Source organism: Pseudaminobacter sp. Soil_N_29, from assembly GCF_057656055.1.
In genome coordinates this window covers 81,210-96,608 of sequence record NZ_JBDGLC010000008.1, presented here as the reverse complement: position 1 = coordinate 96,608, position 15,399 = coordinate 81,210, and the positions used below count along the sequence as shown (strand labels likewise).

Genomic DNA, 15,399 nt, shown 5'->3' with positions numbered 1-15,399 from the left:
GGTAAAATTATCGCAAATCCGGTTTCCGCTCCCTTAAAGAGCGACGTGACCAGTATGGCGTGACCGCGGGCGGGAACTTGCACCGGGGGATCGCATTGTTGTTGCGACCCGGGAAGTGGTATTTTCCCGGTCTGTCGCAAACGCAAGGGGAGGCCCCATGTCCGAGATCGCGACCATCGCCGCCACGATCTTCAAGCGCGCCGGCAAGAGCAAGCGCTTTGTGATTGCCATTGCCGGGGCACCCGGCTCGGGCAAATCCACCCTGTCCCACCATCTCCTCGACCTGTTTCCCGTAGGTTCCGCCGCCATCGTGCAGATGGACGGGTTCCATTTTGACGACGTGATCCTGCACAAGCGCGGCTTGCGCTCGCGCAAGGGGGCGCCGGAGACATTCGACTATGCCGGTTTCGTTTCCCTGCTGCACCGCATCCGCTCGCAGGAGGCTGAGATCGCGGTGCCGGTGTTCGACCGCGGCATGGAGCTTTCGCGGGCCGGCGCCTCGATCATCGACAGCGACGTGAAGTTCGTGCTGGTGGAGGGCAACTACCTGTTGCTCGACGAGCCGCCATGGAACCAGCTCGGCCCCTATTTCGACTATGCCATCTACCTCGACCTGCCGCGCAACGAGCTGGAGCGGCGGCTGATGCAGCGCTGGCGCGAGCACGGCAAGTCGGACCAGGAGGCGCGCGACTGGATCGCCTCCAACGACCTGCCAAACATCGAGCGGGTGATGCAGAAGCGGCGCCCCGCCGACCTGGTGGTGCAGAGCGTCACGCTGACGGAGGCGTAGGCGGCTACCCCCTTCACCGCCGCTCCGCTCGGCCGACCGGAGGCCGGAATCAGCTCCGCGCCGGGATCTCCAGCCCGCGCTTGACGGCCGGACGCGCCAGGCCGCGCTCGAGCCAGGCCGCGACGTTGGCGAAGCGGTCGAACTCGACCAGTTCACGGGCCCCGTAGAAGCCGATCAGGTTTCGCACCCAGCCGAGCAGCGACACGTCGGCGATGGTGAAGTCGTCATCCATGATCCACTGGCGGCCTTCCAGGCGCTTGTCGAGCACGCCGAGGAGACGCCTCGACTCGTCGCGGTAGCGCTGCAGGGGGCGCTTGTCCTCGATGGAGCGGCCGGCGAATTTGTGGAAGAAGCCGAGCTGGCCGAACATCGGCCCGATGCCCGCCATCTGGAAGAAGACCCACTGGATCGTCTCGTAGCGCCGCGCCGGATCGGCCGGTACCAGCTTGCCGGTCTTGTCGGAGAGATAGAGCAGGATGGCACCCGATTCGAACAGGCCGATGGGCTTGCCGCCGGGACCATCGGGATCGATGATGGCCGGGATCTTGCCGTTGGGGTTGAGCGACAGAAATTCCGGCGTCCACGACTCGTCCTTGCCGATGTCGACCGCGTGTGCCTCGTAGGGCAGCCCCATCTCCTCGAGTGCGATCGACACCTTCACGCCGTTGGGCGTGGGATAGGAGTAGAGCTGAAGCCTATCGGGATGCGCGGCTGGCCAACGGGTGGTGATCGGGAAGGAGGAAAGGTCTGACATCAAAAAGTCCTTGTCGGCTCGCGGAAAAGAGAATGAACGCGTTCCGACGCAGGTAGGGCTCTGGGCCCGACCGATCAATGGGGCAGCAGTCGCCCTTTCCGCGTCAGCTCGCCTCAGACCGCGCGGAAGGCCAGCACCGCATTGGTGCCGCCGAAGGCAAAGCCGTTGCTGATGGCGGCGCGAACTTCGCGCGAGCGCGCGACATTGGGCGTGACGTCCAGATCGCAGGCGGCATCCTTCTCGCGGAAATTGGCCGTTGGCGGCACCAGCCCCTCGCGGATGGCCATGACGCAGGCGATCATTTCCAGCCCGCCCGAGGCACCCATGCAATGGGCGTGCATCGACTTGGTGGAAGACACCGAAAGCCGGTCGGCATGGGCACCGAAGACGCGGCGGATCGCCGCCGTCTCGATCTCGTCATTGGCCTTGGTGCCGGTGCCGTGGGCGTTGACGTAGTCGACCTCCTCGGGGCGCAAGCCGGCCTCGGCAAGACAGGCCTGCATGGCCGCAGCCGGCCCTTCCACGGTGGGGGAGACGATGTCGGAAGCGTCGGCCGACATGCCCGAGCCGGCAAGCTCGGCCAGGATGGTGGCGCCGCGCGCGACCGCATGCTCGTAGGTTTCAAGCACCGCCACCCCCGCACCCTCGCCGATCACCAGGCCGTCGCGGTCGGCCGAGAACGGCCGGCAGGTCTCCCGGGCGAGCGCGCGCAGCGCCTCCCAGCCCTTGAGCACGCCATAGGCCAGCGGCGCATCGGTGCCGCCGGCGACCATGATATCGGCGCGGCCGAGGCGAAGCTGGTCGGCGGCAAGAGCAATGGCGTGGTTGGACGAGGCGCAGGCCGAGGTGACGCCGAAGACGGGGCCGCGCAGCCCATGCGCCATGCTGACCTGGCCGGCCGGTGCGCCGGGCATGATGCGCGGCACGGCAAAGACATTGGCGCGCGAGCGCCCTTCCAGGAACAGGCCGCGATAGTTGTCCTCGATGGTTTCGGCACCGAAGATGCCGGTGCCGATGGCCGCGCCGATGCGCGCTGAATTGCCTTCGTCGACCCTCACACCCGCCTGGGCGATGGCTTCGCCGGCAGCCAGGATGGCCAGCAGGCTGTAGCGATCCATGGTGACCAGGCGCTTCTTGTCGATGCCGTGTTCGGGCAGTTGCCTGATTTCCGCACCTACACGCACCTTGAGTTCGTACAGCGGCGCGGTAGTGATCTCGCCGATGCCGGAGCGTCCAGCACGCATGGCTTCCCAGATGGCAGGGGCGCTGGTTCCGAGACCGCACAGGCCGCCGAGCCCGGTGATGACGATGCGGGAACGGGCCATATCAGGCCTGGGCGCCGATCAGTTCGCGCACGGCGGCGACCATGTCGCCGACATTCTTCAGGTTGCTCCAGGCTTCGACGGTGTTCATCTCGATCTCGATGCCGTAGGCCTCTTCCAGGTCGAAGATTATCTCCGTCAGCTCCAGAGAATGTATGCCCAATGCGTTGAGCTCGGTCTCCGCCGTTACCTCGCCGCCATTCATCTCTGCATGGTCCTTGATCTTGTCGATGATTTCCTTCGCAAGCTGATCTGTCATTCCGCCTCTCCCAAACATGCGGACGCCTGTAGTGGGAACGTCGCATCATCGACCTTGCTTCGCAACGGTCAATTTCAACCATGCCCGCCTTCGACAGATGACAGCAAGAAGCAAGTGTTTATCTTATTGATTTGCCGTATCGGCAGGAGACCTGTCGGCTCGACTGAGACGATGCTTTTATCTTGCCGCAGATCAGCAGGCAGGCCATCCTGCTGAAGCGGGAAATGGCCGCATGCGGGAAGGATCTGAGATGCTTGAACTGCGCCCGAATTGCGAATGCTGCGACAAGGACCTGCCGCCTGACGCGCAGGATGCGTTGATCTGCACCTTCGAATGCACCTTCTGCGCTTCATGCGTCGACGACGCGTTGGCCGGGGTCTGCCCCAATTGCGGTGGCAACTTCACGCCAAGGCCCATCCGCCCGGCAGCCATGCTGATAAAATACCCGGCTTCGACGCGCAGGGTGCTCAACCCCGAAGGCTGCGGCCGCAAGGCGTCGTGAAAGCGCCGACCGAGGGCGGCTGCCCGAAGCCGCGAGCCGGCGTCATTTCGAAGGCCGCGCGGCGGCGTAGATGATCACGCTCTTGTGGCCGTCGAATTCGACCGCGATGACGTCGCGCATCAGGACGGAATGCGAATCGATGGCGTGGTAGAGCATGGCGTTGCCTTCCAGTTCCTGGCGCAGCTCGGTGATTTGCTTCTGATGCTGCCTGACGCTGGCGTCGACCTTCGGCGGCAGCCTGCCTTCGGCGGCATCCAGCAGGAACACGATATCCACCTTTTCCAGGCTTGAGGTCTTGCGCACCTCGCTGGCGGCGCCGGCAGCGTTCTCGATCGCCGCGATGATGCGGCCCGGATCGGCTTCGGCACGCTTCTGCTCCTGCTGAACCTGGGAGCCGATGATCGAGTCCAGCACCTTCTTGTTTTCCAGCCGCTCTGCGGCCGGCGCCTGCCCGGCGATGAGGGCGCATCCGAGCGTGGCCAGGCCGGTCGTCCAGAATATCTCGCGCGGTGTCCGCGTCGTCATCGTTCATCCTCTTGCGAAAAACCGCCCCGTGAACCAAACGAGCGGGCCGCAGACGGGTTCCCCTGCGCGGCGGATTTGACCGCCCCTGGAGGCTCTGGCCGATAGATCGGGCCGGCTGTGGACCGCGACTCGATGCCACGCCGTCGGCGCTGGACAGGAATCGGCCAATCGCTATTTTTCGGCCTCGCGAAGTTTCAAGGCCCCCTTGCTCAAGGCGCGGGCCACCCCACCACAAGGAGAGCGTTCATGATCGGGAAAAAAGTCCCTTCCGTTACCTTCCGCACGCGCGTGCGCGACGAATCGATCGGCGGCCCGAACCCCTTCCGCTGGGAAGACAAGACCTCGGCCGACTACTTCGACGGCAAGCGCGTCATCCTGTTCTCGCTGCCGGGCGCCTTCACGCCGACCTGCTCGACCTTCCAGCTTCCGGACTTCGAGAAGCTGTACGGCGAATTCAAGGAACAGGGCATCGACGAGATCTACTGCATCTCGGTCAATGACGCCTTCGTCATGAACGCCTGGGGCAAGTCGCAGAACCTCGAGAACGTCAAGCTCATTCCCGACGGCTCGGGCGAATTCACCCGCAAGATGGGCATGCTGGTGGCCAAGGACAATCTCGGCTTCGGCATGCGCTCCTGGCGCTATGCCGCCGTGATCAACAACGGCCAGGTCGAGAAGTGGTTCGAGGAAGAGGGCTACTCCGACAATTGCGAGAGCGATCCGTACGGCGCCTCCTCGCCGCAGAACATCCTCGAGGCGCTGAAGAACGACGACGTCGCTGAAGCCGCCTGATAGGCCACGCATTTTCATGCATAGAACCCCGGCCGCGACCCGCGCGCCGGGGTTTTTCTTTCCGGCTTCCCCCGGCGGTTGCGTGGCCCGGCCGCGGTTTATCTACAGCGCCAAACCCGATATGACCTTCCCGAAAGGATCTTCCGCATGATGCCGAAAGCCGTTTACTGGGACATGGACGGAACGCTGATCGACAGCGAGCCCCTGCACGAGCGGGCGCTGACGACGGTGCTGAAGAGCCTCGGCATCACCCCGCCGGACGACCTGCATGACCGCGTGGTGGGCATTGCCGCCGTGCCGGTCTACGAGATGCTGCGCGACGAGTTCGGCCTGAAGCTGCCCTTCGACGACTGGATCCTGCGCAAATACGTCTACTACATGGAGCACATCGCCACGCTGAAGCCGCGGGCGGGCGCGGTGGAGGTCTATCGCGACCTGCGCGCCCAGGGCGTGCCGCTGGCTGTGGTGTCGAACTCCGACCGACTGATCGTGGAAGCCAATCTGCGCGTGATCGGGGTGGACCGGCCGGGCCTGAAAAGCGTGACCCGCAACGACGTGCGCAACGGCAAGCCCGACCCCGAAGCCTTTCTACGCGCGGCATGGCTGACCGGCATCGATCCGGCCGAAACCTATGTGGTGGAGGATAGCCATGCCGGCGCGACCGCCGGCGTGGCGGCCGGCATGCGCACCCTGTTCTGGCCGCAGCAGCCAATGGAGACGCCGCCCGGCGCGATCCACGTCTCAAGCCTGGAGGAGCTGCGGGCCCACCTCGGCGTGGAGTGAACGCGGGCGGCGTGAAGCCCCATCAGTTCCTGTAAGCAGGCTCCTGCTCGTCCAGGATCGCCTTCAACTCGGCCAGATGGCGTTCGGCCTGGCCGGGATAGTCGTCCATCTCACTGGCGGTCTTCTCGGCGATTTCATCGGAAAGCACGCGCAGCGGCCGGCCGGTCCAAAGCGCTTTGATGTAGGTTTCGGCGGCGCGCTCGAAATAATAGAGCTGGTTGAACGCCTCGGCGACGGTCTTGCCGATGACCATGACGCCATGGTTGCCCATGACCATGACCCGCACCTTGGGATCGGCCAGCAGCGCGGAGCAGCGCTCGCCCTCCTCCTCGAAGGCCAGCCCGCCATAGTGCTCGTCGACGACATGGCGGTTGAAGAACATCGCCGAGTTCTGGTCGATGGGCGGCAGCCGGGAATCGGCCAGCGAGGCCAGCACGGTGGCATGGATGGAATGCACGTGCAGCACGCAGCGCGCATGTGGGCAATTGCGGTGGACGGCGCCATGCAGGCCCCAGGCGGTCGGGTCCGGCGCATCGGGCCGGTTCATCGTCTCGGGATCGTTGGCGTCGATCAACAGCAGGTCGCTGGCCTTGATGCGCGAGAAATGCATCTGGTTCGGGTTCATCAGAAACTGCGACCCGTCATCGTTGACCGCCAGCGAGAAATGGTTGGCGACGGCCTCGTGCATGTTGAGCCGGGCGGTCCAGCGGAAGGCGCAGGCGAGATCGACGCGCTCTTCGTAGTAAGGCAGGTTGGTGCGGCTCTTGGCCGACAGATGCGTGACGGTCATGGCATTCCCCTTCTTGTTGAGGGAAGGATGCCTTCCGCGCGCTTGCCAGGCAACCGGAATCGCCGCTGTCTCAAGCGCTGCCGCCGGCTGGTCCATCCCGCTTGGAACGTTCGACCGCAGCGCGCGTTCGGTGCGAAAGGCCTAGGAACCGAGAACAGCCGTGGCGGACCCCGACGAATTCCTGTTCATGATCGATGTCGACGACACGCTGCTCGACAACGACCGTTTCGCCGCCGACCTCACGGCCCGGCTGGAGCAGGCGTTCGGCAGGCAGGAGCGCGAGCGCTATTGGCGCATTTACGACGAACGGCGCGAGAGGCTCGGCTATGCCGACTACCTCGGCGCGCTGCAGACGTTTCGGCTTCACAACACGGACGAGCTGAACCTGCTCAAGACGTCGCAATTCCTGCTCGACTACCCCTTCGCGGAGAGGCTTTACCCGCACGCGCTCGCCGTGGTGCGCCACCTGCGCTCCATGGGCGGGGCGATCGTGCTTTCGGACGGCGACATCGTGTTCCAGCCGCACAAGATCTGGCGCTCCGGCCTTTGGGACGCGGTGGACGGCCGTGTGCTGGTGTATCTGCACAAGGAGCGCATGCTGGACGTGGTGCTGCGGCACTTTCCGGCGCGGCGCTACGTGATGTTGGACGACAAGCCGCAACTGCTTGCCGCAATGAAGCGCCGGCTCGCCGACTGTCTCACCACCGTGTTCGTGCGCCAGGGCCACTATGCGGCCGAGGCCGCAAACCTTGCGCTGGACCCCGCGCCCGACATGGCGGTCGATCGCATCGGCGACGTTCTGCGATTTTCGCGATCGGATTTTGAGCCCGCATCCATGGCGCCAGGCCGGCCCCGGTAGCGCCCGCCGCTCAGCCGCGCGGCATGAAGGCTTCGATCCACTCGCGCGGGAAACGACGCGGGCGGCCATTTTCGCCAATGATCGCCGCCTCGACCTTGGCTTCCACCAGCACCTCGTCGTCGCGCTTCAACTGCTGCGCCATGCGGATGCGCGCGCCGGAAATCTCTTCCGTGCGCGTGTCGACAGTGAGGATGTCATCGATGCGGGCGGGCGCGCGAAAATCGATCTCCATCCGGCGAACGATCCAGACCAGCTTTTCGCCATGCTTGCCGTCGGCCAGCTCGGTGTGGTGCACGCCGGCCAGCCGCAGGAAATCGGAGCGGCCGCGCTCGAAGAACTCCAGGTAGCGGGCGTGATAGACGACGCCGGAGAAATCTGTGTCGGCATAATAGACCCGCGCCATGAGGCGGTGGCCGAACGGCGTCAGCTCGCCGGCTATGCCTGCCGTCAACCTTTCGCGTTCACCATGCTCGTCCATCGTGCGTTCCTTTCGCTATCAAGCCGACAGGTATCGTGCGAAACTGGCCGCGTCGAGGGGGGAACGAGATGGCGAGCCGGACGACATTGCTGGCGGCGGCACTCAGGGCAATGCTGGTGGCGCTGGCGTTGATGGCGGCGACGGGAATGGCGGCGCAGGCAGCCAGCTTTTCCATGAAACGCGGCATGAACCTCGACATCTGGACCACATGGCCCGACGAAAGCCTCTGGGGCGACGAGAAAGCCATCCTGCCCTTTCCCGAATGGCGCAAGACCGAAGGGGCCGCCGACCTCAAGCTGTTGAAGCAAACCGGGTTCGACTTCGTGCGCATGCCCGTGGACCCCGCGCCCTTCCTTTCCGACAGGACCTTGCCGCTGCGAGAAAAACTGTTCGCCTCGGCGCTGCAGTCCGTTCGCATGGTAAATGCTGCTGGGCTGAAGGTGGTGGTGGACATGCACCTGGTGCCGGCCGGCAGCAGCCGCGCGATCGGCATGGACGAAGTGATGAGCGACCCGAAACTGTTTGACGCCTATGTCGAACTGGTGCGGCAGATGGCGCGGCTGCTTGCGAAGGAAGACCCCGCGCTGGTGGCCTTCGAGCCGATGAACGAACCCGTGATCGACTGCAAGGCGGGCAGGACCAGGCTGTGGCCCGACAGACTGCAGCGGTTGTTTGCCGCGGCCCGCGCCTCCGCCCCGAGCCTGACCATTGTGCTGAGCGGCGGCTGCTATTCGAGTGCAGAGGCGCTGGCGAGCGTCGACCCGGCAAAGGTTCCCGACGACAACGTCATCTGGACCTTCCATTCCTACGAGCCCTTCCTGCTGACGCATCAGGGCGCCACCTGGGCGGGCGACTTCATCCGCTACGTGACCGGCCTGCCCTTCCCGCTGCACGGTGCGCAACCTGCGGAGTTGCGCGCCACGCTGGCGCGCATCCGCAAGACGATCAAGGCCGAAGCGCCATGGACGCGGCGGGCCGGCATGCTGGCCTATCTGGACGAGCAGGTCGCCACCATGAATACGCCGAAGAAACTGGAGAAGCTCATGGAGGCGCCGTTCCGGGCCGTGGAAAAATGGGCGCGGGTCCATCGCGTAAAGCCGGAGAACATATTCCTCGGCGAGTTCGGCATGATCCGCCAGGAATACGGCAACCCGTATGTGATGCCGGCCGACGACCGCGCCGCCTATGTGCGCGACATGATCGGGCGGGCCGAGCGCCGCGGTTTTGCCTGGGCGATCTGGGGCTATGGCGGCGCGTTCGGCGTCGTCGACGAGTTCGACGGGCGAAGGGCCGAGCCGGCTGTCCTTGAGGTGGTGAAAGGGCTGGGACGCTAGAGACACCCCCCCAAGCGCTTTGGGAGGCGCTTTTTGCGCGCAAAAACAGCGTTGCGTGGCTATTCTTCCTGAAACAGCCCGATCTGCTGCTGCGCCACATCCCTTGGCGCCTCCAGTCCAAGATGCTTCCAGGCATTCGCCGTCAGTATGCGCCCGCGCGGCGTGCGCTGGATAAAGCCTTGCTGGATCAGATAGGGCTCGATGATGTCCTCGATGGCGTCGCGCGGTTCCGACAGGCCGGCGGCGATGGTTTCGATGCCGACAGGGCCGCCGCCGAAATTCATCGCAATCATGGAGAGATAGCGACGGTCGAGTTGGTCGAGCCCGAGCGCGTCGACCTCAAGTCGGGACAATGCCTCGTCGGCGATCCTGCGGTTGACGATATCGGCACCGGCCACGGTGGCGAAGTCGCGCACGCGCCGCAGCAGGCGGCCGGCAATGCGCGGCGTGCCGCGCGAGCGCCGCGCGATCTCGACAGCGCCGTCGTCGCCCATCGGCAGGCCAAGGATGCGCGCGCCGCGCCGCACGATCAGCTCCAGCTCCTCGACGGTGTAGAAATTGAGCCGGACCGGGATGCCGAAACGGTCGCGCAGCGGGTTGGTGAGCAGGCCGAGACGGGTGGTGGCCGCGACCAGCGTAAATTTTGCCAGGTCGATCTTGACCGAGCGCGCCGCCGGCCCCTCGCCGATGATGAGGTCGAGCTGATAGTCCTCCATCGCCGGATAGAGGATTTCTTCCACCGCCGGGCTGAGGCGATGGATCTCGTCGATGAAGAGCACGTCGCGCTCTTCCAGATTGGTGAGCAGCGCCGCGAGGTCGCCCGCCTTGGCGATGACCGGGCCGGAGGTGGAGCGGAAATTGACGCCGAGCTCGCGCGCCATGATCTGCGCCAGCGTGGTCTTGCCCAGCCCGGGCGGGCCGACGAACAGCACATGGTCGAGCGCCTCTCCGCGCCCCTTGGCCGCCTCGATGAAGATCTTCAGGTTGGCGCGCGCGGCCGCCTGGCCGACGAATTCGTCGAGGCTTTGCGGGCGCAGCGTCGAATCGACGTCCTCGCCGCGCTTGTCGGCCGAGATGAGACGGGCTTCGGTGTTCATGCGCCCCTCCTCGCATGGCGGCAGCGCTCGGGCAAGCCGGGCCTCACCGCGCCAGCTCCTTCAGGCCGAGGCGAATGAGCTTTGACGAATCCGCTTCCTCGCCCGCCGTCTTCAGCGCCGCTGAGACGGCATTGGCGGCAATGTCGCGCGAATAGCCGAGATTGACCAGCGCCGAGACTGCATCGGCGATCGGAGCGGCCGCGACGCCCTCGCCCAGCTCCTGCTTGAGGCCGATGGTGCCGGAAGCTTCGCCTGCGAAGGCAGGCGCCTTGTTCTTCAGCTCGGTGACGATACGCTCAGCCACCTTCTTGCCCACGCCCGGCGCGCGGCTGACCATGGCGATGTCGCGCAGCGCGATCGCATTGGCGAGATCGCTCGGGCTCAACGTCGACAATACCGCCAGCGCCACCTTGGCGCCCACGCCCGGCACATTGGCCTGCAGCAGGCGGAACCATTCGCGCTCCAGCGCGGTCTGGAAGCCGTAGAGGCGGATCATGTCCTCGCGCACATAGGTCTCGGTGAACAGCACCACCGCCTCGCCCGGCCCCGGCAGGGTGGCCAGCGTGCGCGACGAGCAATAGGCGACATAGCCGACGCCATGGACATCAATGACGCAGTGGTCGTCGGCGATCTCGTCCACCGTGCCCTTGAGCTTGCCGATCATCTAGTCGTTCTCCAGCGGATAGGTTTCGGGGCTCAATATGTTGAGACTAGGGAAGTAGGAACGATAGCGGCCCGGATCGCGCGTCAGCAGGCGATGGCCTGCAACAGCCGCGTGCGCGCCGATGAGGAAATCGGGTAATGTTCTTTCCCGCTTTCCGCCACGGAGGCGATAAAGCGTGTGGGCGGCACCGGCCGAGAAAGCGGCATTGAAAGGAAAGTCCTCACGTACAGGCTGCAGCCAGGCAAATGCGCGCGACAGCGCCTCCTCGCCGAGCGTTGGTTTTGACAGTTCGGCCCAGACGATGGCGCTGAAAACAACGGGCCCTTCGGCAAGCACCCGCTTCAGGGCCACCAGCGACCAGCGCCGCGTTTCCAGCTCCGCCGGGCCGAGCACGTCGATCAGGACATTGGTGTCAATGAGGGTCGAGATCTTCACGCGATCCCCGCAGCCAGTCGACATAGGCCTTTCCGTCCATCCCCATGGTGTCGAAAGTGCCTGCTACGCTTGCGGCCCATTCCTCGAAGGTCTGCTCCCTCTGCCCGGCCGATGCCGCCCGCTTCTCCAGCACCACGACGGAATCACGCTCCACGAAATCGACCTCGCTGCCGGGGCCGATGCCCAGTCGGTCGCGAATTTCCTTCGGGATGGTGACCTGGCCTTTTTCGGTGACGCGCATGGTAATACCTCTGCGGTATTACTTACCCGCGATACCAGAACAAGTCAAGAACATCGGAAGATCAGCCGGCCAGCGCGGCAAGGCGCGAGGTCACGCTCTGGCGGTGGTGGGCATGGCAGATGGCGATGGCGAGCGCGTCGGCCGAATCGGCGCCGTCGAAGACGGCCTTGGGCATCAGCACCTTCACCATCATCTGGATCTGCTTCTTGTCGCCATGACCGACGCCGATCACCGCCTTCTTGACGGCATTGGGCGCATATTCGGCGACAGGCAGTCCGGCGCGGGCCGGCACCAGCATGGCGATGCCGCGCGCCTGGCCGAGCTTGATGGTGGCGGTGGCGTCCTTGTTGGCGAAGGTGATCTCGACCGCCGCCTCATGCGGCATCTGGCTGTGCAGCACCTCCGCCAGCCCGTCATGCAACTGGCAGAGCCGGCTGGCCAGGGTGGCCTTGTCGTCGGAGCGCACGGTTCCGGCGGCGACGAATCGCAGCGAATTGCCGAGCGATTCGACAATGCCCCAGCCGGTGCGCCGAAGCCCCGGGTCTATACCGATGATGCGAATCGCCTGGTTCATGTGACGACTGTACCTCCGTCGCCGCGATGTGCCAGAATTTTGTGAACAAACCGGAAACGACGCCGGGGAATACCGGCTGGGAAGCTCGCCCTAGCCCCGCGCGAAAGCGGTGTTGAGCAGCATGATCTGGTCGGAGACCGGATTGCTGCGGCGCAGCGCAGCACTGGCCGTAAAGGCGGAATGGTCGCCGTAAATCTCGTCATCCATGCGCCGCACCAGCGCCTGCAGGCTGAGCGAGCGGTTGATCAGGTCCTGGAAGGCCTCTGGCAGTTCGCTCCAGCCGGCAGCGTCCTCGCGGGCGGAGGCGGTGTCGAGCCGCACCTTGGACTTCTCGGCCGCGACCTGGTCGCGCGTCATTTCGCCGGAATTGGCGGCGCGCTGGAGCAGGAGCCAGGAAGCGACCTGCATCAACCGCGTGGTGAGGCGCATCGACTCGGCTGCATAGAGCGTAGCTGCCAGGCGCGACAGGTTGCGGGCATCGATGCGGCCCTGGCCGTCGAGATATTCGGCGGTCTGTTCGACCAGCCCCATACCCTCATCGTAGAGCGGCTTGAAGGAGTGCGAAAAAACCCGGCGCTCCGCCAGCCTGATCGTCTTGCCGCTTTCCATCGAAGGCTCGCTCTTCATAACCTCTGCGCCCCACAGTCAAACCGCTCTGGTGGCACATCCGGACGCCCCCGGTCGCCTGCCTTGCGTGTGAATAGTGTGGAAAATGCTCCCGCCGGAGCCTGAACGCAAGCCTATGTTTAATGGAAGGTTAACGGCCGGCACCCCGGCCTGAAGACAAAAAAAGAGCCGCTGGAAGGCGGCTCTCAGGAGTTAACAGGGAGGCGTCAAACGAAGTGGCTCAGCCACTCGGTAAGAATCCAGATCACTGGACATCCACAGTTAACACCCATAATGCCTAATGGAGGGTTAACGGGCCGGCATTGCCGGCCCGTTTGTCTCAAAAAGGGACGCCTCGCCTTCTCATTCTGCCGGAGCAGGCTGGACCTGGTAAGCGCGGGTTGCCGGTATCGCGATCCAGGCAAACAGCAGCATGCCGGCGAAGAAGCCGACCGAGCCCAGCGCCACCACCGGCTCGATGGCCGGGTTGCCGGCCAGCAGGAAGAAGAGCCCCACCAGCAGGACGATGCCGCTGGCGGTCGTCAGCCAGAAATGCACCGGCGCAAGCCGCGAGGCGCGTGCCGCCGGGAAAAGATGGTAGAAGAAGGCAAACACCGCCGACATCAGCCAGCCCGCCACCATTGTGTGTGCGTGCACCGGCATTTGCGTATGATCCTGGCTGATGGACATGACCAGTCCAAGCAACATCCCGCAGACCGCGTAGATGATCGCCAGCATGAAGAAATTGCGTGCTACGCCCTGCATATTTACCCCCTCTCGCTTTGCTTCCCTCAATTGGGAAACAGCCAATAGCCCGAAGAAATCATCCCCGGCACGGGCGTAAATTAGCACAGGCAATATTCGCCGAACAGAGCCGCATGCAACACTTCGCGGCGCCGCCGAGCGGAAAACTCTGCTCCCCGGCGACACATCATCGGGCTAGTCAGTCCTGGCCATCTCCCGCAGCCGGAATTTCTGGATCTTTCCAGTCGAGGTCTTGGGGATTTCCGCGAAGATGATCGCCTTCGGCACCTTGAAGCGGGCAAGCAGCGTGCGGCAATGGGCGATGATCTCCTCCTCGCTGGCGCTGCGGCCGGGCTTCAGCTCGACATAGGCCACGGGCGTCTCGCCCCATTTCTCGTCGGGCCGGGCAACCACGGCGCAGGACGCCACCGCCGGATGCTTGTAGAGCGCGTCCTCCACCTCGATGGAGGAGATGTTCTCGCCGCCGGAGATGATGATGTCCTTGGAGCGGTCCTTGAGCTGGATGTAGCCGTCCGGGTGCATGACGCCGAGGTCGCCCGAGTGGAACCAGCCGCCGGCGAAGGCCGCTTCGGTGGCGGCCGCGTTCTTCAGATAGCCCTTCATGACGATGTTGCCGCGGAACATCACCTCGCCGATGGTGCTGCCGTCGGCCGGCGTGGGCTGCATCGTGTCCGGGTCCATGACGGCAAGCCCTTCGAGCGCGGCGTAGCGCACGCCCTGGCGGGCCTTCTTCGCCGTCCGCTCCGCCGTCGGCAGGGCGTCCCACTCGTCATGCCATTCGTTGACCACGGCGGGACCATAGGTCTCGGTCAGGCCGTAGAGGTGGGTGACGGCGAAGCCGGCGTCGGCCATGCCCGCCAGCACCGCCTCGGGCGGCGGGGCTGCGGCGGTGTTGAATGTGACGGTCTGCAGAAAGTCGCGCTTGTCCTCGTCCCTGGCGTTGATCAGCGCCGACATAACGATCGGCGCGCCGCACAGATGCGTCACGCCGTGGTCGGCGATGGCGTCGTAGATGGCGTTGGCCCGCACCCAGCGCAGGCAGACATGGGTGCCGGCCTGCACGGCGAGCGTCCATGGGAAACACCAGCCATTGCAGTGGAACATCGGCAGCGTCCACAGATAGACCGGGTGCTTGCCCATGCCCGCATGGATGGTGTTGGAATAGGCCATCAGCGCCGCACCCCGATGGTGGTAGACGACGCCCTTGGGGTTGCCGGTGGTGCCGGACGTATAGTTGAGCGCGATGGCGTCCCACTCGTCGTCTGGCATCGACCACGCGAAGTCGGGATCGCCCGACGACACGAACTCCTCATAGTCGAGCGACCCGATGCGCTCGCCCTTTGGATAAGGTGCATCTTCGGGATAGTCGGGATCGTCGTAGTCGATGACCAGCGGCCGTACCCTGGCCAGCGCAAGGGCCTCTCGCATGACGCCGGAGAACTCGCGATCTACGATGACCAGCCTGCTTTCGGCATGGTCGAGTTGGAAGGCGATGATGGCGGCGTCGAGCCGCGTGTTGAGCGAATGCAGCACCGCCTTGACCATCGGCACGCCGAAATGCGCTTCCAGCATGGGCGGCGTGTTGGAGAGCATGACCGTGACCGTGTCGCCCTTGCCGATGCCGCGGCTGGCGAGTGCCGAGGCGAGCCGGCGCGAACGGCGCCAGAAGTCGCGATAGCTAAGCCGCTGCTCGCCATGGATAACGGCGAGGTGGTTGGGATAGGTGACGGCCGCGCGCTCCAGATAGGTCAGCGGCGTCAGCGGCTGGTGGTTGGCAGGATTGCGGTCTAGCCCGCTGTCGTAGATGCTGGCCATGACGACCCCCGAGA

General features: G+C 64.8%; 20 protein-coding genes. 6 read left to right on the top strand and 14 right to left on the bottom strand.

Annotation, left to right across the window (positions count from 1 at the left end; genetic code table 11):
* Positions 1 to 157 precede the first annotated feature (157 nt).
* Positions 158 to 790, top strand: coding sequence for a nucleoside triphosphate hydrolase (locus AC3A4H_RS18140; protein ID WP_487767949.1), 633 nt, complete (start codon positions 158 to 160; stop codon positions 788 to 790).
* 49 nt (positions 791 to 839) lie between these two features.
* Here AC3A4H_RS18140 and AC3A4H_RS18135 read toward each other — a convergent pair whose 3' ends face one another.
* The 3 genes from AC3A4H_RS18135 to AC3A4H_RS18125 form a co-directional block, all read right to left on the bottom strand.
* Positions 840 to 1,544 carry a glutathione S-transferase family protein gene (locus AC3A4H_RS18135; protein ID WP_487767948.1) on the bottom strand — a complete coding sequence of 235 codons (705 nt, stop codon included), beginning with the start codon at positions 1,542 to 1,544 and terminating at the stop codon, positions 840 to 842.
* Between the two features lie 113 nt (positions 1,545 to 1,657).
* Positions 1,658 to 2,869 (bottom strand): beta-ketoacyl-[acyl-carrier-protein] synthase family protein, encoded by a 1,212-nt coding sequence (locus tag AC3A4H_RS18130; RefSeq protein WP_487767947.1) that lies wholly within the window; start codon positions 2,867 to 2,869, stop codon positions 1,658 to 1,660.
* A gap of 1 nt (position 2,870) precedes the next feature.
* Positions 2,871 to 3,125, bottom strand: a complete 255-nt coding sequence (locus tag AC3A4H_RS18125) for an acyl carrier protein (RefSeq protein ID WP_487767946.1) — start codon at positions 3,123 to 3,125, stop codon at positions 2,871 to 2,873.
* 250 nt (positions 3,126 to 3,375) lie between these two features.
* On the opposite strand from AC3A4H_RS18125, the gene AC3A4H_RS18120 reads away from it, so the two are divergent.
* Positions 3,376 to 3,627: a DUF1272 domain-containing protein gene (locus tag AC3A4H_RS18120; protein WP_487767945.1), complete on the top strand. Its 252-nt coding sequence runs from the start codon at positions 3,376 to 3,378 to the stop codon at positions 3,625 to 3,627.
* Positions 3,628 to 3,669: 42 nt separating this feature from the next.
* Here the strand turns inward: AC3A4H_RS18120 and AC3A4H_RS18115 are convergent, their stop codons facing one another.
* On the bottom strand, positions 3,670 to 4,152 hold the full coding sequence (locus AC3A4H_RS18115) for a hypothetical protein (RefSeq protein WP_487767944.1): 483 nt from the start codon (positions 4,150 to 4,152) through the stop codon (positions 3,670 to 3,672).
* 246 nt (positions 4,153 to 4,398) lie between these two features.
* Here AC3A4H_RS18115 and AC3A4H_RS18110 point away from each other — a divergent pair, with 246 nt between their 5' ends.
* Positions 4,399 to 4,944 carry a peroxiredoxin gene (locus AC3A4H_RS18110; protein ID WP_348778981.1) on the top strand — a complete coding sequence of 182 codons (546 nt, stop codon included), beginning with the start codon at positions 4,399 to 4,401 and terminating at the stop codon, positions 4,942 to 4,944.
* Between the two features lie 147 nt (positions 4,945 to 5,091).
* Positions 5,092 to 5,727, top strand: coding sequence for an HAD family hydrolase (locus AC3A4H_RS18105; RefSeq protein WP_487767943.1), 636 nt, complete (start codon positions 5,092 to 5,094; stop codon positions 5,725 to 5,727).
* Positions 5,728 to 5,749: 22 nt separating this feature from the next.
* Here AC3A4H_RS18105 and AC3A4H_RS18100 read toward each other — a convergent pair whose 3' ends face one another.
* The gene (locus tag AC3A4H_RS18100) at positions 5,750 to 6,517 is read right to left on the bottom strand and encodes a class II aldolase and adducin N-terminal domain-containing protein (RefSeq protein ID WP_487767942.1); all 768 of its coding nucleotides are present in this window, start codon (positions 6,515 to 6,517) and stop codon (positions 5,750 to 5,752) included.
* A 160-nt stretch (positions 6,518 to 6,677) separates the two neighbouring features.
* Here AC3A4H_RS18100 and AC3A4H_RS18095 point away from each other — a divergent pair, with 160 nt between their 5' ends.
* Positions 6,678 to 7,376 (top strand): HAD family hydrolase, encoded by a 699-nt coding sequence (locus tag AC3A4H_RS18095; RefSeq protein ID WP_348778978.1) that lies wholly within the window; start codon positions 6,678 to 6,680, stop codon positions 7,374 to 7,376.
* Between the two features lie 10 nt (positions 7,377 to 7,386).
* On the opposite strand, the gene ybgC is transcribed toward AC3A4H_RS18095, so the two are convergent.
* Positions 7,387 to 7,854 (bottom strand): tol-pal system-associated acyl-CoA thioesterase, encoded by a 468-nt coding sequence (ybgC, locus tag AC3A4H_RS18090; RefSeq protein ID WP_487767941.1) that lies wholly within the window; start codon positions 7,852 to 7,854, stop codon positions 7,387 to 7,389.
* A 68-nt stretch (positions 7,855 to 7,922) separates the two neighbouring features.
* Here ybgC and AC3A4H_RS18085 point away from each other — a divergent pair, with 68 nt between their 5' ends.
* Positions 7,923 to 9,188 carry a glycoside hydrolase family 5 protein gene (locus AC3A4H_RS18085; RefSeq protein WP_487767940.1) on the top strand — a complete coding sequence of 422 codons (1,266 nt, stop codon included), beginning with the start codon at positions 7,923 to 7,925 and terminating at the stop codon, positions 9,186 to 9,188.
* A gap of 59 nt (positions 9,189 to 9,247) precedes the next feature.
* Here AC3A4H_RS18085 and ruvB read toward each other — a convergent pair whose 3' ends face one another.
* The 8 genes from ruvB to AC3A4H_RS18045 all read right to left on the bottom strand — a co-directional run bounded on the left by ruvB (position 9,248) and on the right by AC3A4H_RS18045 (position 15,385).
* Complete coding sequence (ruvB, locus tag AC3A4H_RS18080; protein ID WP_487767939.1) at positions 9,248 to 10,285, bottom strand: Holliday junction branch migration DNA helicase RuvB; 1,038 nt, start codon at positions 10,283 to 10,285, stop codon at positions 9,248 to 9,250.
* A 43-nt stretch (positions 10,286 to 10,328) separates the two neighbouring features.
* Positions 10,329 to 10,949, bottom strand: coding sequence for a Holliday junction branch migration protein RuvA (gene ruvA, locus AC3A4H_RS18075; protein ID WP_348778974.1), 621 nt, complete (start codon positions 10,947 to 10,949; stop codon positions 10,329 to 10,331).
* Positions 10,950 to 11,384: a type II toxin-antitoxin system VapC family toxin gene (locus AC3A4H_RS18070; RefSeq protein WP_487767938.1), complete on the bottom strand. Its 435-nt coding sequence runs from the start codon at positions 11,382 to 11,384 to the stop codon at positions 10,950 to 10,952. It lies immediately after the preceding gene.
* Positions 11,362 to 11,625: an AbrB/MazE/SpoVT family DNA-binding domain-containing protein gene (locus AC3A4H_RS18065; protein WP_487767937.1), complete on the bottom strand. Its 264-nt coding sequence runs from the start codon at positions 11,623 to 11,625 to the stop codon at positions 11,362 to 11,364. Before AC3A4H_RS18065 ends, AC3A4H_RS18070 begins: the two co-directional genes overlap by 23 nt.
* A 61-nt stretch (positions 11,626 to 11,686) precedes the next feature.
* Positions 11,687 to 12,199: a crossover junction endodeoxyribonuclease RuvC gene (gene ruvC, locus AC3A4H_RS18060; protein WP_348778971.1), complete on the bottom strand. Its 513-nt coding sequence runs from the start codon at positions 12,197 to 12,199 to the stop codon at positions 11,687 to 11,689.
* Between the two features lie 90 nt (positions 12,200 to 12,289).
* Positions 12,290 to 12,826: a protease adaptor protein RcdA gene (rcdA, locus tag AC3A4H_RS18055; RefSeq protein WP_487767936.1), complete on the bottom strand. Its 537-nt coding sequence runs from the start codon at positions 12,824 to 12,826 to the stop codon at positions 12,290 to 12,292.
* A 342-nt stretch (positions 12,827 to 13,168) separates the two neighbouring features.
* Positions 13,169 to 13,570 carry a hypothetical protein gene (locus tag AC3A4H_RS18050; RefSeq protein ID WP_348778969.1) on the bottom strand — a complete coding sequence of 134 codons (402 nt, stop codon included), beginning with the start codon at positions 13,568 to 13,570 and terminating at the stop codon, positions 13,169 to 13,171.
* 174 nt (positions 13,571 to 13,744) lie between these two features.
* Positions 13,745 to 15,385, bottom strand: a complete 1,641-nt coding sequence (locus AC3A4H_RS18045; protein WP_487767935.1) for an acyl-CoA synthetase — start codon at positions 15,383 to 15,385, stop codon at positions 13,745 to 13,747.
* Positions 15,386 to 15,399 lie beyond the last annotated feature (14 nt).

Coding starts and splice junctions, on each gene's coding strand:
- AC3A4H_RS18065 (WP_487767937.1), bottom strand. CDS start 11,625: ATGCGCGTCACCGAAAAAGGCCAGGTCACCATCCCGAAGGAAATTCGC.
- AC3A4H_RS18125 (WP_487767946.1), bottom strand. CDS start 3,125: ATGACAGATCAGCTTGCGAAGGAAATCATCGACAAGATCAAGGACCAT.
- AC3A4H_RS18115 (WP_487767944.1), bottom strand. CDS start 4,152: ATGACGACGCGGACACCGCGCGAGATATTCTGGACGACCGGCCTGGCC.
- AC3A4H_RS18130 (WP_487767947.1), bottom strand. CDS start 2,869: ATGGCCCGTTCCCGCATCGTCATCACCGGGCTCGGCGGCCTGTGCGGT.
- ruvA (WP_348778974.1), bottom strand. CDS start 10,949: ATGATCGGCAAGCTCAAGGGCACGGTGGACGAGATCGCCGACGACCAC.
- AC3A4H_RS18140 (WP_487767949.1), top strand. CDS start 158: ATGTCCGAGATCGCGACCATCGCCGCCACGATCTTCAAGCGCGCCGGC.
- AC3A4H_RS18050 (WP_348778969.1), bottom strand. CDS start 13,570: ATGCAGGGCGTAGCACGCAATTTCTTCATGCTGGCGATCATCTACGCG.
- AC3A4H_RS18120 (WP_487767945.1), top strand. CDS start 3,376: ATGCTTGAACTGCGCCCGAATTGCGAATGCTGCGACAAGGACCTGCCG.
- AC3A4H_RS18045 (WP_487767935.1), bottom strand. CDS start 15,385: ATGGCCAGCATCTACGACAGCGGGCTAGACCGCAATCCTGCCAACCAC.
- AC3A4H_RS18135 (WP_487767948.1), bottom strand. CDS start 1,544: ATGTCAGACCTTTCCTCCTTCCCGATCACCACCCGTTGGCCAGCCGCG.
- AC3A4H_RS18100 (WP_487767942.1), bottom strand. CDS start 6,517: ATGACCGTCACGCATCTGTCGGCCAAGAGCCGCACCAACCTGCCTTAC.
- AC3A4H_RS18085 (WP_487767940.1), top strand. CDS start 7,923: ATGGCGAGCCGGACGACATTGCTGGCGGCGGCACTCAGGGCAATGCTG.
- ybgC (WP_487767941.1), bottom strand. CDS start 7,854: ATGGACGAGCATGGTGAACGCGAAAGGTTGACGGCAGGCATAGCCGGC.
- rcdA (WP_487767936.1), bottom strand. CDS start 12,826: ATGAAGAGCGAGCCTTCGATGGAAAGCGGCAAGACGATCAGGCTGGCG.
- ruvB (WP_487767939.1), bottom strand. CDS start 10,285: ATGAACACCGAAGCCCGTCTCATCTCGGCCGACAAGCGCGGCGAGGAC.
- ruvC (WP_348778971.1), bottom strand. CDS start 12,199: ATGAACCAGGCGATTCGCATCATCGGTATAGACCCGGGGCTTCGGCGC.
- AC3A4H_RS18105 (WP_487767943.1), top strand. CDS start 5,092: ATGATGCCGAAAGCCGTTTACTGGGACATGGACGGAACGCTGATCGAC.
- AC3A4H_RS18110 (WP_348778981.1), top strand. CDS start 4,399: ATGATCGGGAAAAAAGTCCCTTCCGTTACCTTCCGCACGCGCGTGCGC.